A 14,535-nucleotide genomic window follows, 5' to 3' on the forward strand; every position below is an offset into this window, starting at 1 on the left:
TCCATGGGGGGCTCCATTGCGGGCGGGCGGCAGGGAGGTGTGCAGTGACCGATCCGGTCATCGCACAGGATCAGCTTGACGCTGAAGAACTCGGATGGCAGGAGCGTGCGTTGTGCGCGCAGACCGATCCGGAGGCGTTCTTCCCGGAAAAAGGCGGCTCCACCCGAGAAGCCAAGAAGGTTTGTCGATCGTGCGAGGTCCGTGCCGAGTGCTTGGAGTACGCGCTCGAACACGATGAGCGCTTCGGCATCTGGGGTGGGTTGTCGGAGCGGGAGCGCAGACGGATCAAGCGCCAGGCCGTTTAGGGGATATGAGCGAAAGGGTCACGCGGTAGCCCGCGTGGCCCTTTTTCGCGTGTGATGTCGCCTGTAGGGTGAGCGCCTGATCAACGCTGGAGTCGCCCGCCCATGTCACGCACCCTCGTCACCGCGATCGTCGTCGCCCATGACGGCGGGCGCCGGCTGGGGGACACGTTGCGCGCGCTGGCCGGTCAGAGCCGCAGGCCGGAGCGCGTCGCCGGCAGCGGTCCGGGCGCGCGGCTGCTGTTCACCGCGCCGGACGGGCCGGGCGAGGTCGGGGTGCAGGAGGTGCCCGCGAAGGGTGCGGCGGGCAGGCCGTACGACGTGGCGGTGCCCGCCGGGCGGACCAGGGAGGTACGGCTGCGCGCCAAGGGCGAGTTCGCCGTGGTCGTCACGCCCGTGTCGGGCCAGATCTACGGCGGCCGGGTCATCGAGGAGCAGGAGAAGGACGGCCTGCTCGTCACCGCCCAGCCGCTCGCGCCCGCGCGCGTGTGGACCGTGCTGCCCGTGCTGCCCGCGCCGACCGACAGCGCCCGCGTGGTGCTGCCGGGCTGAGCCACGGGCGAGCCGCGATTCAGCGGCGCTCGTCGTAACCCGGGTCGACGGTCTCGGGGGCGAGGCCGAGCAGCGTGGCGACCTGCTCGACCACCGTGTCGTGCACCATCGCGCCCAGGGTGTCGCGGTCGCGGGCGCGGGCCTCCAGCGGGCGGCGGTAGATCACCACGGCGGCCGGTGACTGGCCGCTGGCCGCGTCGGCCCGGCCGAACGGGATGGGCTCGGTGCCCATGCTCGGGCCGTCGCCCAGCTCGTTGACCGGCGGCACCTCCTCGACCGCGAACTCCACGGCGGACAGCTGTTTGTCCCATCGGGGCCGCAGCCGGTCGACGGCGTCGAGGACGAGGTCGTCGAAGCGCTCGCTGCGGGAACGGGCCATGGGGACGTGGGACGGGGCGAGGGGGCCGCGCAGACCACGACCGTGGCGATCGCGCCGTCTGGGACCGCGCTTTGGAGTCACCGCCCAAGTGTAAGGGCACCTGCCCGCGAACCCCCGGAACCCCCGCCCGCGTCGCCGCCGTCAGGGAGGGAGGGCGTCGTCCAGCTGTTCGTTCCGGCTCGTCGCCCTCCTCGGTGGTCGATCAAGGAAACGGGAAAGTGCAGCGCGACCGGTGTGGCGTCAACGGCGACGGGGCAAGGTTGTGCCTCAGGCGCGCGCATCGGCGCATGTGGGTGGAAAGCCTGCGACAGGTGTCCGAATTGTGGCGACACGCTCGTTAAGAGCGCTCAGATAGTGGCGCCTCGCACTCTTACCAGATACGGTCCCTCCGTGAGCCCCGTCCGCCGCTGTTCCCGCACCGCTTGCAGCCAGCCTGCCGTCTTCACGCTCACGTACGTATACGCCGACTCGACCGCAGTTCTCGGCCCTCTGGCGACGTACGCCGAGCCACACTGTTACGACCTGTGCGCCGAACACGCCGAGCGGCTGACCGCTCCCCGCGGTTGGGAGGTCGTCCGGCTCCCCACCGACGGCAACTCCCCCAGCTCAGACGACCTGGAGGCGCTGGCCAACGCGGTCAGGGAAGCCGCCAGGCCCACTCCGTCCGGCAGCGGCGAGCCGGTCGGCCAAGGCGTCGAGGTCGGGCGCCGGGGCCACCTGCGCGTTCTTCGGTCGGCCCAGCAGCACCGCGACCGGTAGGCTCGTTTCACACGACAAACGACCTAGGGGCGGAGCTGGAGAGTGGGCGACCTCGCCAAGATCTTCAAAGCGTACGACGTTCGCGGGGTGGTTCCCGACGAGCTCGACGAGCCGATCGCCGAGGCCGTGGGTGCGGCGTTCGTCGAGGTGACCGGAGCCCCGTCCGTCGTGGTCGCCCATGACATGCGAGAGTCCTCCGTGCCGCTGGCCGAGGCGTTCATCAGGGGCGCCCGCTCGCGCGGCGCCGACGTCGTGTTCGCCGGGCTCGGCTCCACCGACCTGCTCTACTACGCCAGCGGCAGCCTGGGCCTGCCCGGCGTGATGTTCACCGCCAGCCACAACCCGGCCCGCTACAACGGGATGAAGATGTGCCGCGGCGGCGCGGTGCCGATCGGCGGCGAGACCGGGCTGGCCGAGATCCGCGACCGCGCGGCCGGGCTGCTGGGCGCCCCCGCCACCCCGGCCGGGTCGCTGATCGAGAAGGACCTGCTGTCCGGCTACGCCGCCCACCTGCGCGCGTTGGTCGACCTGTCGGCGATCCGGCCGCTCAAGGTCGTCGCCGACGCCGGCAACGGCATGGCCGGCCACACGGTCCCGGCCGTGTTCGAGGGCCTGCCGCTGGAGCTGGTCCCGCTCTACTTCGAGCTCGACGGCAGCTTCCCCAACCACGAGGCCAACCCGCTGGAGCCGCAGAACCTCCTCGACGTGCAGCGGGCCGTCGTCGAGAGCGGCGCCGACCTGGGCCTCGCCTTCGACGGCGACGCCGACCGCTGCTGGGTGGTCGACGAGCGCGGCGCGTCCGTCTCGCCGTCGGCCGTCACCGCCCTGGTCGCCACCCGCGAGCTGGCCAAAGACCCCGGCGGCACGATCATCCACAACGTGATCACCTCGCTCGGCGTGCCCGAGATCGTCCGCGAGCACGGCGGCACGCCCGTGCGCACGCGCGTCGGCCACTCCTTCATCAAGGCGGAGATGGCCCGCACCGGCGCCATCTTCGGCGGCGAGCACTCCGCCCACTACTACTTCCGCGACTTCTGGTTCGCCGACTCGGGCCTGCTCGCCGCGATGCACGTGCTGGCCGCGCTCGGCGAGCAGGAGCGCCCGCTGTCCCAGGTGGTGGCTGCCTACTCGCGCTACCACGCCTCCGGCGAGCTCAACAGCGCGGTCGCCGACCAGGGTGAGGCGCTGGCGCTCGTCCGCGCGGCCTTCGCGGGCCGCGGCGAGGTCGACGAGCTCGACGGCCTGACGATCACCGGCCCCGGCTGGTGGTTCAACCTGCGCGCGTCCAACACCGAGCCGCTCCTCAGGCTGAACGCCGAGGCGGCCGACGAGAGCAAGATGAAGGCGATCAAGGACGAGGTCCTCGCCATCGTGGGAAGGGTGTCACTGTGAAGATCGACGACTGGCTGCTGGAGATCCTGGCCTGCCCGGCCTGCAAGGCGCCCCTGCGCGCCGAGGCCGAGACCGAGGAGCTGGTCTGCACGGACTGCGGTCTGATCTACCCCGTGCGCGACGACATCCCCGTCCTGCTGGTCGATGAGGCAAGGAAGCCGTGACCTGGGAGCCCGGGCGGCTCGATGACCAGCAACACCTCACCGCGGCCGATCCGGGCGGCATGCTGCTCGCGGTCGCGGCCTCGGCCGCCCAGGTGCGCACGGGTCGCCGTGCCGCGGTCGAGGCCGGCGTCGACCGGCTGTCCGCCCAGGGCCGCCCGCGGGCCGTCGTGGTCGCGGGCATGGGCACTGCGGGCCTGACCGGTGACATCCTCGAGGCGGTGTGCGGCAACGGCGTGCCGCTGCCGATCGTGACGCTGCGGTCCTACCAGCTGCCGGGCTGGGTCGGCGCGACCGACCTGGTCATCGCCGTGTCCGCCACCGGCGACGACGACGAGACGGTCTCCGTCGCCGTCCAGGCCGTCCGGCGGGGGTGCGGGCTGCTGGCGGTGTGCCCGCCGGGTTCGCCGCTGGAGGCCGTGGCGGTGCAGGCGTCGGCGATCCACGTCCCGGTGCGGGTCGAGGGGCAGCCGAGGTCCGCGTTGTGGCTGCTGACGGTTCCGGTGATCACGGCCGCGTCCGCGCTCGGGCTGGTCACGGCCGAGCCCGAGGTGTTCGAACGGGTGGCCGCGATCCTTGAGGACATCGCCAACCGCTGCCGTCCCTCCAGCGAGTCCTTCGTCAATCCGGGTAAGTCCCTCGCCATGGACCTGGCCGGAAGCATCCCGATGATCTGGGGTTCCTCGCCGGTGGCCTGCGCGGCGGCGTACCGGCTGGCCTGCCAGCTCAACGAGACCGGCAAGTACCCCGCGGTCTTCGGCCGGCTGCCCGAGGCCGGCCACAACCAGGTGGCGGCCCTGGAGGGGCCGCTGGCCGAGCGGGACATCTTCGCCGACGAGGCCGGGCCGACGCTCAGGCTCGTCATGCTGCGCGACGTCGAGGAACATCCGCAGGTCACGCGGCAGCGCGAGGCGTCGCTGCGGCTCGCGCACGACCGCGACGTACCGGTCAGCGAGCTGACCGCGGAGGGCGTGCATCCGCTCGAACGGCTGGCCACGCTCGTCGGCCTGGCCGACTACGCCGCCACCTACCTGGCCCTCGGCCACGCCGTGGATCCGACGCCTGTGGCCACGATCACTGAGCTTAAGGCCAGGATTTCCCAATAGGATCCCATGTCAGGTCTTTGTAGGTGATCTTTATGAGCGGAGACGTCCGGTGAGCGCGAGCGGTGGCACCAAGGCAATCATTGCGGCGCTGAGCGCCAACCTGGCGATCGCGGTGGCGAAGTTCGTGGCGGCGTTCTTCACCGGGTCGTCCTCGATGCTGGCCGAGGGCATCCACTCGGTCGCCGACTCGGGCAACCAGCTCCTGCTGCTGCTCGGCGGGAAACGGGCCCAGCGGGCCAGCGACAAGACCCACCCCTTCGGCTACGGGCGCGAGCGTTACTTCTACGCGTTCGTGGTCGCCGTCGTGCTGTTCACGATCGGCGCGGTCTTCTCGCTCTACGAGGGCTGGCACAAGATCTCCGAACCGGCCGACGTCGAGTCGCCGATATGGGCGTTCGCGGTGCTGATCTTCGCGATCATCGCCGAGGGCTTCTCCTTCCGCACGGCGGTCAAGGAGTCCAACCCGCTGCGCGGCAAGCAGTCGTGGTTCGCCTTCATCCGCCGTTCGAAGTCGCCCGAGCTGCCCGTCATCCTGCTGGAGGACCTGGGCGCGCTGCTCGGTCTGATCTTCGCGCTGTTCGGCGTGACGATGGCCGTCATCACCGGCGACGGCGTCTGGGACGGCATCGGCACCCTCATGATCGGCGTGCTGCTGGCGATCATCGCGGTCGTGCTGGCCGTCGAGACCAAGTCGCTGCTGCTCGGCGAGGGCGCCTCGCCCGAGGTCGAGGAGCAGATCCGGGCCGCGCTGGAGGGTGCGCCCGAGGTGGCCAGGATCATCCACATGCGCACGCTGCACCTCGGCCCCGAGGAACTGCTGGTGGCCGCCAAGATCGCGGTCGAGCACGACGACACGGCCGGCGAGGTGGCCCGCGGCATCGACGAGGCCGAGCGGCGCATCCGCGACGCCGTGCCGATCGCGCGGGTGATCTACCTGGAGCCCGACCTCGACCGGCTGCGCACGACGGCCGGCTGACGCTCGTCCCGGAGGCCGGCCGCGTACGACGGTCAACCGACGCTTGTCCCGGAGGCCGGCCGCGTACGACGGCCGGCCACCGCTCGGCCCTGAGGCCGACACGCACCACGGCCGGCTGAGGCTCAGCCCCGGGGGCGCAGGAGCCTCAGGGCCTTCTCCTTCTCGAAGTCCAGGGCCCTGCGCGGCACCTGGATGCGGCCGATGCGCACGCCCAGATCGCGCACGGCCGCGGCCACCTGCGGCTCGCTCAGCACGCGCAACGCGAAGGCCAGCTCGGCGGGCGAGACGTCGAACTGTTTCTCCAGCTCCACCCCCTGCGCCACGGCGGCCAGCTCCTCGGGCCCGAATCTGCGGTGCGCGCCGCGCTCACGGACCGGCGGCAGCAGGCCCAGCGCCTCCCGGTATCGGAGCATTCGTGGGGACATGCCGAGCCGCTTGGCTGCTTCCGTGATGCGCATCCTTACATTCTTACGTCAGTTTCGCTGTCTCGGAGATGCGGGGCTGCCCGAGCGCCGCCTAAACTCGTCCGCGACAGCAATCGTGACGCGAGGGGAATCCCGATGGACTTCAAGGTCGCCGACCTTTCACTTGCCGACTTCGGCCGTAAGGAAATCCGGCTCGCCGAGCACGAGATGCCCGGCCTCATGGCGATGCGCAAGGAATACGCGGCCTCCCAGCCCCTCCGCGGCGCGAAGATCATGGGCTCCCTGCACATGACCATCCAGACGGCCGTGCTCATCGAGACGCTGGTCGCGCTCGGCGCCGAGGTCCGCTGGGTCAGCTGCAACATCTTCTCCACCCAGGACCACGCCGCCGCCGCGGTCGTCGTCGGCCCCGAGGGCACCGTCGACGACCCGAAGGGCGTCCCCGTGTTCGCCTGGAAGGGCGAGACGCTGGAGGAGTACTGGTGGTGCACCGAGCAGGCCCTCACCTGGCCCGGCGGTGACGCGCCCAACATGATCCTCGACGACGGCGGCGACGCCACGCTCCTCGTGCACAAGGGCGCCGAGTACGAGAAGGCCGGGGCCGTGCCCCCCGCCGGCGCCGACGACCCGGAGGAGTGGCACGTCATCATCGACCTGCTCACCCGCACGGTCGGCGAGGACAAGCGCTGGACGCGCATCGCCGAGAGCATCAAGGGCGTGACCGAGGAGACCACCACCGGCGTGCACCGTCTCTACGAGATGCACAAGAACGGCCAGCTCCTCTTCCCGGCGATCAACGTCAACGACTCGGTCACCAAGTCGAAGTTCGACAACAAGTACGGCTGCCGCCACTCCGTCATCGACGGCCTCAACCGGGCCACCGACGTGCTCATCGGCGGCAAGGTGGCCGTGGTCTGCGGCTACGGCGACGTCGGCAAGGGCTGCGCCGACGCGCTGCGCGGCCAGGGCGCCCGAGTCATCGTCACCGAGATCGACCCGATCTGCGCCCTCCAGGCGGCCATGGACGGCTTCCAGGTCACCACGCTGGAGGACGTCGTCGGCATCGCCGACATCTTCGTGACCACCACCGGCAACTTCAACATCATCACCGCCGCGCACATGGCGCAGATGAAGCACCAGGCGATCGTCTCCAACATCGGCCACTTCGACAACGAGATCGACATGGCCGGCCTGGCCAAGCTGCCCGGCATCGTGAAGAACAACATCAAGCCGCAGGTCGACGAGTGGGTCTTCGCCGACGGCCACTCGATCATCGTGCTGGCCGAGGGCCGCCTGATGAACCTGGGCTGCGCCACCGGCCACCCCAGCTTCGTCATGTCCAACTCCTTCACCAACCAGGTGATCGCGCAGATCGAGCTGTTCACCAAGACGGCCGAATACCCGATCGGCGTCTACACGCTGCCCAAGCACCTCGACGAGAAGGTCGCCCGCCTCCACCTCGACGCGCTCGGCGTCAAGCTCACCGAGCTGACCAAGGAGCAGGCGTCCTACATCGGCGTGCACGTCGAGGGCCCGTACAAGCCCGACCACTACCGCTACTGATCGGCTGGGCGGCTCCGGGAGGGGGGTCCCTCCCGGAGCCGTGCTTTTTCGCGAGGGGCTGGGCATGGATCTCTGGGAAAGCGGCGAGCGGCAGATCTCCTGGGCCGCGCGCTCGATGCCGGTGCTGACCGCCATCGGCGAGCGGTTCGCGCTCGAACGCCCGCTCGACGGGCTCAAGATCGCGGCCTGCCTGCACGTCACCGCGGAGACGGCCGTGCTCATGGGCGCGTTGAAGGCGGGCGGCGCCGAGATCGCGCTGGCCGCCTCCAACCCGCTGTCCACCCAGGACGACGTGGCCGAGGCCCTGCGGGCGTACGGGATCGCCGTGCACGCGCGGGCCGGGGTCGATCGCGCCACCTACTACCTGCACATCCACCAGGCCCTCGACCTCGGGCCCGACCTCGTGCTCGACGACGGCTGCGACCTGGTGAACATCCTGCACACCGAGCGCACCGACCTGCTCGAAGGCGTGAGCGGAGGGTGCGAGGAGACCACGACCGGCATCATCCGGCTGCGCCAGATGGCGGCCGAGCAGGCGTTGCGCTTCCCGGTCGTGGCCGTCAACGACACCCGTACGAAGCGCATGTTCGACAACCGGTACGGCACCGGGCAGTCCACCCTCGACGGGATCATGCGGGCCACCAACACCATGCTCGCCGGCCGTACGGTCGTGGTGGCCGGGTTCGGATACTGCGGGCGCGGCGTGGCCGAGCGGGCCAAGGGGCTCGGCGCCCGGGTCGTCGTCACCGAGATCGACGCCGTCAAGGCCCTCGACGCCACGCTGCAGGGCTACGAGGTGCGTCCCATGGCCCAGGCGGCGATGATCGGCGACCTGTTCGTCACCGTGACGGGCAACCGGGACGTCATCAGGGCCGAGCACCTGTCCGTGATGAAGGACGGCGCGATCCTGGCCAACGCCGGGCACTTCGACGTCGAGATCGACGTGCGGGCCCTCGACGAGATGGCCCGCGAGGTGCACCGGGGGGTGCGCCCGAACACCGACGAGTACGTCATGCCCGACGGCAGCCGCCTGCTGCTGCTGGCCGAGGGCCGCCTGGTCAACCTGACCGCCGCCGAGGGCCATCCGGCGGCCGTCATGGACATGTCGTTCTCCGCGCAGGCGCTGGCCGTGGCCTGGCTGGCGGGGCAGCGGGCGGGCCTCCTGCCCGGCGTGTACGACGTGCCGGAGGAGATCGACCACGAGGTGGCCAAGCTCAAGCTGGCCGCCGCCGGCATCGGCATCGACACGCTGACCCCCGAGCAGGAGGACTACCTCCACTCCTGGCGGGTCGGCTCCTAAGGGGGCTAGAGCGCCGCCTGCATCTCCTGCATGCGGCGGATCTCGGCCGTCTGGGTGACGCTGACGTCCGTGGCCAGCTCCTCGATCTTGATGTGCGAGCCCGCGGTCAGGACCCGGTCGGACATCTCGAGGGCGCCCAGATGGTGTTTGATCATCAGCTCCAGGAACCGCCGGTCGAAGTCCTTGCCCGTGGCCGCCTTCAGCGCCGCCATCTGCTCGGGCGTGGCCATGCCGGGCATGTCGCCGTGCGCCGCGTGGTGGTCGGGCACCTTCTGGTCCTGCTCCTTGAGCCAGGTGGTCATGAACTGGATCTCCGGGCCCTGGGCCGTCTTGATCCGGTCGGCCAGGCCCTTGAGCTTGACCGAGTCCGCCCTGGTGGGAGCCAGGATCGCCATGTCGAGGGCCTGCCGGTGATGGACGATCATGTCCTGGACGTACGTGATGTCGGCGGCGTTGGCCGTGGGCCCGGGAACGGCGGTGGCCGCCTCGCCCGGGGCCAGTGTCCGGGCCTGCTCACCCGGACGGCCCGGGGCGAGCACCGGCGCGGTGGAGTCGGCCCGCGGCGCCGAGGTCGCGCCTGAGGAGCAGCCGGACAGGGCAATCAGCGTGCCCGCGATGACGATGAGCGCGCCGCGCACTCGGCCTCCTGACTGGCTCGGGACGAGAATGCGGACTCTAGGCCATGTATCGCCCGCGCGAAAGAGGTTGAAACGGAACAAGATTTGACACATTGGACACTGGCCAGGTCCTGGGCCGTGAGCGAGGATGACGGAGATTTATGCCCCCTTTATAGGAGGACCACGGAGTGTTCACCCCCCGCAGGGCCCTCATCCTGGTCGCCGCCCTCGTGGCGGCAACGGGCGCCACACTGCCCGCCCAGGCTGCGGACATCCCGGCTCCCGGCGAGATCGTCATGAGCTCCAACATCACGCACGTCACGAACGTGCCCAAGCCGCAGGCGCTGTCCGACATCCACACCGACATGGCCTTCCAGGGCGACTACGCCTTCGTCGGCAACTACTACGGCTTCTCGATCTACGACATCAAGCAGCCGAAGAAGACGTCGCTCGTGAGCTCGGTCGTGTGCCCCGGCGGCCAGATGGACATGTCCGTCTACGGCAACCTGCTGTTCGGGTCCGTCGACTCCTCGCGTAACGACGACTCGTGCAGCAGCACCTCCCAGAGCGCCTCCGTCAAGGAGTCGTGGGAGGGCATGCGCATCTTCGACGTGAGCGACAAGTCCAACCCCAGGTACGTCAAGTCGGTCGAGACCAACTGCGGCTCGCACACGAACACGCTGGTGCCCGACCGCGCCGGCAAGAACGTCTACATCTACGTCTCCTCCTACGGCCCCAACGCGAACTACCCGGACTGCAAGCCCCCGCACGACCTGATCTCGATCATCAAGGTCCCGCTGGACAACCCGGCCGCCGCGGCCGTCATCGCGACGCCGAACCTGTTCCCCGACGGCGGCAACCCCGGCCTGCCGCTGCCGTACCCGAACGGCAAGTCGGCCACCACCGGCTGCCACGACATCACCGCCTACCCCGAGAAGGGCATCGCCGCGGGCGCCTGCATGGGCGAGGGCGTCCTGCTCGACATCTCCGACCCCGAGCAGCCCAAGGTCACCGCGAAGGTGCGCGATGACGTGAACTTCGCGTTCTGGCACTCGGCCACGTTCAACAACGAGGGCACGAAGGTCGTCTTCACCGACGAGCTGGGCGGCGGCAGCCGGGCCACCTGCAACGCGGCCATCGGCCCGAACAAGGGCGCCAACGCCTACTACGACATCGTCGGCGGGCAGCTCGTGTTCAAGGGCTACTTCAAGATCGCCCGTCACCAGGCCGACACCGAGAACTGCGTCGCGCACAACGGCTCGCTGATCCCGGTCAAGGGCCGCGACGTCATGGTGCAGGCGTGGTACCAGGGCGGCATCTCGGTGGTGGACTTCACCGACTCCGCCCACCCGCAGGAGATCGCCTACTTCGAGCGCGGGCCGGACGAGACCGCTCCGCCGCTCGACGGCGGCTTCTGGTCGGCGTACTACTACAACGGCTACATCTACGGCTCGGACTTCAACCTGGGCCTGGACGTGCTCAAGCTCAACGACCCGCGGACGAACCAGGCCAACAGCGTCAAGATGGGCCAGCTGAACGCGCAGACGCAGGGCTCGTACCCCGAGCACGGGCGCGGCGTCCCCGGCGGCAACTGACCCGACGGCTGACCGCGCCACCGGCTCACTGCGGCGGCGCGAACCCGCCCGGAGTCGCCTTCGGCGGCTCCGGCGCGGGGCCCGGCTGAGGCCGGTCCGGAACTCTCTGCGGATGCGCCTGCGGGTACGGCCCCTGCTGCTGGTACGGCCCCTGCGGCGCATACGGCCCCGGCTGTGGGTACGGCCCCGGCTGCGGGTAGGGCGCGTACGGCGTGGGCCGCGGCGCGCCGCCGGCTGTCAGGGCGGCGGCCTGGCGCGCGAAGCGGGCCTCCTCCCGCCGCCGGCGCTCGGCCAGCACCGCGCTCAGGTACGCGTGCGGCGGCACCCCCGCGGGCGCGGCCGGCGACACGAAGGCCGCCGTCTGCGTCGCGATGCGCACCCCCATGTCGTGCTGGACCTGCGGCGTCAGGTCGTGCCAGCGCATCAGGTACTGGCGGGCGGCCTGCGCCACCTCCTCGGGAAGCTGGGACAGCTCCAGGGTGGCGGCCCACGCGGCCAGCGGCGGCGGCATGAGGATGGCCTGCCCGCTCTCGCGCGGCCCCCGGTCGGAGATCACGATGGTCCCGGCGAAGATGTCGCCGAGCCGCTTGCCCCGCTGGGAGACCAGCGAGGAGATCAGCGCGGGCGCGCCGGAGAACATCCAGAACTCCACCAGCCCGGCCAGCCCGCGGAACAGCGCCTGCCGGAAGCGTTCCGGGCTGCCGTCGTCGGCGACCACCCGCAGGCCGAGCGCCAGTTTGCCGAGGCTGCGCCCCCTGCTGAGCGTCTCGAAGAGCACCGGATAGCCGATCATGACCAGCACCAGCAGTACGATCATGGCCGCGCCGAGCATGGCGTCGTCCGTGACGACCGCGAACGCGCCCAGGAGCATGTACGCGCCGATCAGCACGACGAGCTGCACCGTCATGTCGATGACGAACGCCATCGCGCGCGAGGGCATCTGGGCGACCCGCACCTCGACGACGACGGCGTCCCCGGTCACAACCTCTGACATATGTGGAGCCTAACGGCATTGCCGCACTGATCGAGCGGCCACAATGGTCGGGTGGACATCGATGCGTTCGTCACAGCACACCGCCCCGTCTGGGACCGGCTCGACCACCTGGTCAAGAACCGCTCCTCGCTGACCGGCGCGGAAGTGGACGAACTGGTCGACCTCTATCAGCGGGTGTCCACGCACCTGTCCATCGTGCGCTCCTCCTCCCGTGACGCGGTGCTGGCCGGACGGCTGTCGGCGCTGGTCGCCAGGGCCAGGTCGGCGGTGACCGGCGCGCACACGCCCGCCTGGCGGGAGCTGGCCCGTTTCTTCACCGTCTCCTTCCCCGTGGTGGCCTACCGGGCGCGGTGGTGGTGGCTGGCCACGGCGCTGGCCAGCATCGCGGTGGCATGGGTGCTGGGGGCGTGGGTGGCCGCCAACCCCGAGGTGCAGGCGGCGATCGCCTCGCCGGACGAGATCGCCCAGCTCGTCGACCACGACTTCGCCGACTACTACTCCGAGCACCCCGCCGCCTCCTTCGCCAGCCACGTGTGGGTCAACAACGCCTGGGTGTCGGCCCAGGTCATCATCTACGCCATCCTGCTCGGCATCCCCATCCCGTTCATCCTCTACAGCAACGCCGAGAACGTCGGCGTCTCGGCCGGGCTGATGGCCTCCAGGGGCAAGCTGGACATCTTCTTCGGCCTGATCACACCGCACGGCCTGCTGGAGCTGACCGGCGTCTTCCTGGCCGCCGCCGTCGGCCTGCGCCTGGGCTGGACGGTGATCGACCCGGGGCCGCGCAGGCGGCTGGAGGCGCTGGCCGAGCAGGGCCGGGCGGTGATGAGCGTGGCGCTCGGGCTGGTCGTGGTGCTGTTCGTGTCGGGCCTGATCGAGGGGTTCGTGACGCCGTCCGGGCTGCCCACGGCCGTGCGGGTGGGCATCGGCGTGCTAGCCGAGGCGGCCTTCCTGGCGTACGTGATCGTCTTCGGCCGCAGAGCCCTGCGTGAGAACGAGACCGGCGACGTCGAACGCGCCCCCGACGTCGCCCCCACGGCCTAGAGCCGGCCCGCGGCCTTCAGCGCCAGGTAGGCGTCCGCCAGCGCGGGCGCGATGTCCTCGGGCGGCGCGTCCACGACCTCGACGCCGTGCCGGCGCAGCCTGGCCGTGATGCGCCTGCGCGCGAGCTGGGCCTGCTCGGCCGCCGCCGCGTCGTAGACCTCCTCGGTGCTGCCGCGCCTGGCCGCCATGGCCGCCACCCGCGGGTCGGACACGCCCGCGACCAGCACCAGGTGTCGCGAGGACAGCTGCGACAACACCGGCATCAGGCCCTCGTCGAGCGCCGCCGCGTTGAGGTCGGTGAGCAGCACGACCAGGCAACGCCGCTTGGCCCGGGACAGGACGGCGGCCACCATGCCCTGCCCGTCGGCCTCGACCAGCTCGGCCTCGATCGGCGCCATCACGTTGACCAGCGACGACAGCAGCTCGGTACGGGACGCGCCGCTCACCCACGCGCGCACCGCCCGGTCGTAGGCCAGGAAGTCGACCTGGTCGCCGGCCCTGGCGGCGAGCGCGGCCAGCAGCAGCGCCGCGTCCATCGACCAGTCGAGGCGCGGCCAGCCGGGGGCGGGCCGCGGGTCGGGACGTACCAGCAGCCCCGGGCCCTGCGCGGCGGCCCCGGCCAGGGGCATCGGCGCGTCGCCCACCCGGCCCGCCGACGTGCGGCCGGTGTCGAGCACGATCAGCACGCGCCGGTCGCGCTCCGGCCGCCACGTGCGCACGACCACGTCGTTGCGGCGCGCCGTGGCCCGCCAGTCGATGGACCGCACGTCGTCGCCCACCACGTACTCGCGCAGCGAGTCGAACTCGGTGCCCTGCCCGCGCACCAGCGCCGGATGCCGGCCGTCGAGCTCGCGCAGCCGCGCCAGCCTGGACGGCAGGTGCTTGCGCGACAGGAACGGCGGCAGCACCCGTACCGACCAGGGCGAACGATGGCTGCCCTGGCGGGCGGCCAGGCCGAGCGGCCCGACCGAGCGCACGGTCACCGCCACCGACGACCGGTCCCCGCGCCTGGTCGGGTTGAGCGTGACCACGATCCTGCGCCGCTCGCCGCCCGGCACGTCGAGCTCGGCGACCCGGGGAGCGGCCCCGGCCGAGGGCGGCCAGGCGTCCCTGATCCGGCCGCGCACCCGCCGGCGGCCCGGGTTCTCCACGATCAGCTCGACCGTGGCCGTCTGCCCCAGCCGTACGAGCGTGTCGCCCGAACGGTGGAGCCGCAGGGGCCGCACGGCGCCCGCGAACACCAGGTCCACGATGATCGCCGCGGCCAGCAGCAGGCAGACCCCGGCCAGCGCGGCGCCGGGCTGCGGCGCGAGCAACACGACCACGATCCCGGCCGCGGCGAGCAGCCCGGCGCGTCCCGTCAGAGCCAT

Annotated in this window: 16 protein-coding genes; 11 read left to right on the top strand and 5 right to left on the bottom strand. The window is 71.1% G+C overall.

What is annotated here, in order from left to right:
* The first annotated feature begins 44 nt into the window (after positions 1 to 44).
* Positions 45 to 305 (top strand): WhiB family transcriptional regulator, encoded by a 261-nt coding sequence (locus ABZ459_RS14220; protein ID WP_020546325.1) that lies wholly within the window; start codon positions 45 to 47, stop codon positions 303 to 305.
* 102 nt (positions 306 to 407) lie between these two features.
* Entirely contained in the window at positions 408 to 854 is a 447-nt protein-coding gene (locus tag ABZ459_RS14225) for a hypothetical protein (protein ID WP_357970223.1), read from the top strand.
* Between the two features lie 19 nt (positions 855 to 873).
* On the opposite strand, the gene ABZ459_RS14230 is transcribed toward ABZ459_RS14225, so the two are convergent.
* Positions 874 to 1,233 (bottom strand): metallopeptidase family protein, encoded by a 360-nt coding sequence (locus ABZ459_RS14230; RefSeq protein WP_357970226.1) that lies wholly within the window; start codon positions 1,231 to 1,233, stop codon positions 874 to 876.
* A 390-nt stretch (positions 1,234 to 1,623) separates the two neighbouring features.
* On the opposite strand from ABZ459_RS14230, the gene ABZ459_RS14235 reads away from it, so the two are divergent.
* The 5 genes from ABZ459_RS14235 to ABZ459_RS14255 are packed head-to-tail and all read left to right on the top strand — an operon-like array spanning position 1,624 to position 5,627.
* Entirely contained in the window at positions 1,624 to 1,992 is a 369-nt protein-coding gene (locus tag ABZ459_RS14235) for a DUF3499 domain-containing protein (RefSeq protein ID WP_352323386.1), read from the top strand.
* 42 nt (positions 1,993 to 2,034) lie between these two features.
* Positions 2,035 to 3,384, top strand: a complete 1,350-nt coding sequence (locus ABZ459_RS14240) for a phosphomannomutase/phosphoglucomutase (RefSeq protein WP_357970229.1) — start codon at positions 2,035 to 2,037, stop codon at positions 3,382 to 3,384.
* The gene (locus tag ABZ459_RS14245) at positions 3,381 to 3,548 is read left to right on the top strand and encodes a Trm112 family protein (RefSeq protein ID WP_352323388.1); all 168 of its coding nucleotides are present in this window, start codon (positions 3,381 to 3,383) and stop codon (positions 3,546 to 3,548) included. Before ABZ459_RS14240 ends, ABZ459_RS14245 begins: the two co-directional genes overlap by 4 nt.
* Entirely contained in the window at positions 3,545 to 4,651 is a 1,107-nt protein-coding gene (locus tag ABZ459_RS14250; protein WP_357970232.1) for an SIS domain-containing protein, read from the top strand. The genes ABZ459_RS14245 and ABZ459_RS14250 overlap by 4 nt, the downstream gene beginning before the upstream one ends.
* A gap of 49 nt (positions 4,652 to 4,700) precedes the next feature.
* Positions 4,701 to 5,627, top strand: coding sequence for a cation diffusion facilitator family transporter (locus tag ABZ459_RS14255; RefSeq protein WP_357970234.1), 927 nt, complete (start codon positions 4,701 to 4,703; stop codon positions 5,625 to 5,627).
* Positions 5,628 to 5,749: 122 nt separating this feature from the next.
* Here the strand turns inward: ABZ459_RS14255 and ABZ459_RS14260 are convergent, their stop codons facing one another.
* Positions 5,750 to 6,085: a MerR family DNA-binding transcriptional regulator gene (locus tag ABZ459_RS14260; protein WP_357970237.1), complete on the bottom strand. Its 336-nt coding sequence runs from the start codon at positions 6,083 to 6,085 to the stop codon at positions 5,750 to 5,752.
* 102 nt (positions 6,086 to 6,187) lie between these two features.
* Here ABZ459_RS14260 and ahcY point away from each other — a divergent pair, with 102 nt between their 5' ends.
* Positions 6,188 to 7,615: an adenosylhomocysteinase gene (ahcY, locus tag ABZ459_RS14265; RefSeq protein WP_357970240.1), complete on the top strand. Its 1,428-nt coding sequence runs from the start codon at positions 6,188 to 6,190 to the stop codon at positions 7,613 to 7,615.
* A 64-nt stretch (positions 7,616 to 7,679) separates the two neighbouring features.
* Positions 7,680 to 8,915 carry an adenosylhomocysteinase gene (locus ABZ459_RS14270; RefSeq protein ID WP_357970243.1) on the top strand — a complete coding sequence of 412 codons (1,236 nt, stop codon included), beginning with the start codon at positions 7,680 to 7,682 and terminating at the stop codon, positions 8,913 to 8,915.
* 5 nt (positions 8,916 to 8,920) lie between these two features.
* Here the strand turns inward: ABZ459_RS14270 and ABZ459_RS14275 are convergent, their stop codons facing one another.
* Positions 8,921 to 9,553 carry a DUF305 domain-containing protein gene (locus ABZ459_RS14275; RefSeq protein ID WP_357970246.1) on the bottom strand — a complete coding sequence of 211 codons (633 nt, stop codon included), beginning with the start codon at positions 9,551 to 9,553 and terminating at the stop codon, positions 8,921 to 8,923.
* Positions 9,554 to 9,720: 167 nt separating this feature from the next.
* Here ABZ459_RS14275 and ABZ459_RS14280 point away from each other — a divergent pair, with 167 nt between their 5' ends.
* Positions 9,721 to 11,127, top strand: a complete 1,407-nt coding sequence (locus ABZ459_RS14280; RefSeq protein ID WP_357970249.1) for a hypothetical protein — start codon at positions 9,721 to 9,723, stop codon at positions 11,125 to 11,127.
* A 25-nt stretch (positions 11,128 to 11,152) separates the two neighbouring features.
* Here the strand turns inward: ABZ459_RS14280 and ABZ459_RS14285 are convergent, their stop codons facing one another.
* Positions 11,153 to 12,121, bottom strand: coding sequence for an RDD family protein (locus ABZ459_RS14285; RefSeq protein ID WP_357970250.1), 969 nt, complete (start codon positions 12,119 to 12,121; stop codon positions 11,153 to 11,155).
* 51 nt (positions 12,122 to 12,172) lie between these two features.
* Between ABZ459_RS14285 and ABZ459_RS14290 the strand changes: the two genes are divergently transcribed.
* Entirely contained in the window at positions 12,173 to 13,165 is a 993-nt protein-coding gene (locus ABZ459_RS14290; protein WP_357970252.1) for a stage II sporulation protein M, read from the top strand.
* Here the strand turns inward: ABZ459_RS14290 and ABZ459_RS14295 are convergent.
* Positions 13,162 to 14,535: a DUF58 domain-containing protein gene (locus ABZ459_RS14295; protein WP_357970255.1), complete on the bottom strand. Its 1,374-nt coding sequence runs from the start codon at positions 14,533 to 14,535 to the stop codon at positions 13,162 to 13,164. The two genes, ABZ459_RS14290 and ABZ459_RS14295, sit on opposite strands and share 4 nt — an antisense overlap.

This window comes from Nonomuraea sp. NPDC005692 (assembly GCF_040631115.1).
Taxonomy (GTDB): domain Bacteria; phylum Actinomycetota; class Actinomycetes; order Streptosporangiales; family Streptosporangiaceae; genus Nonomuraea.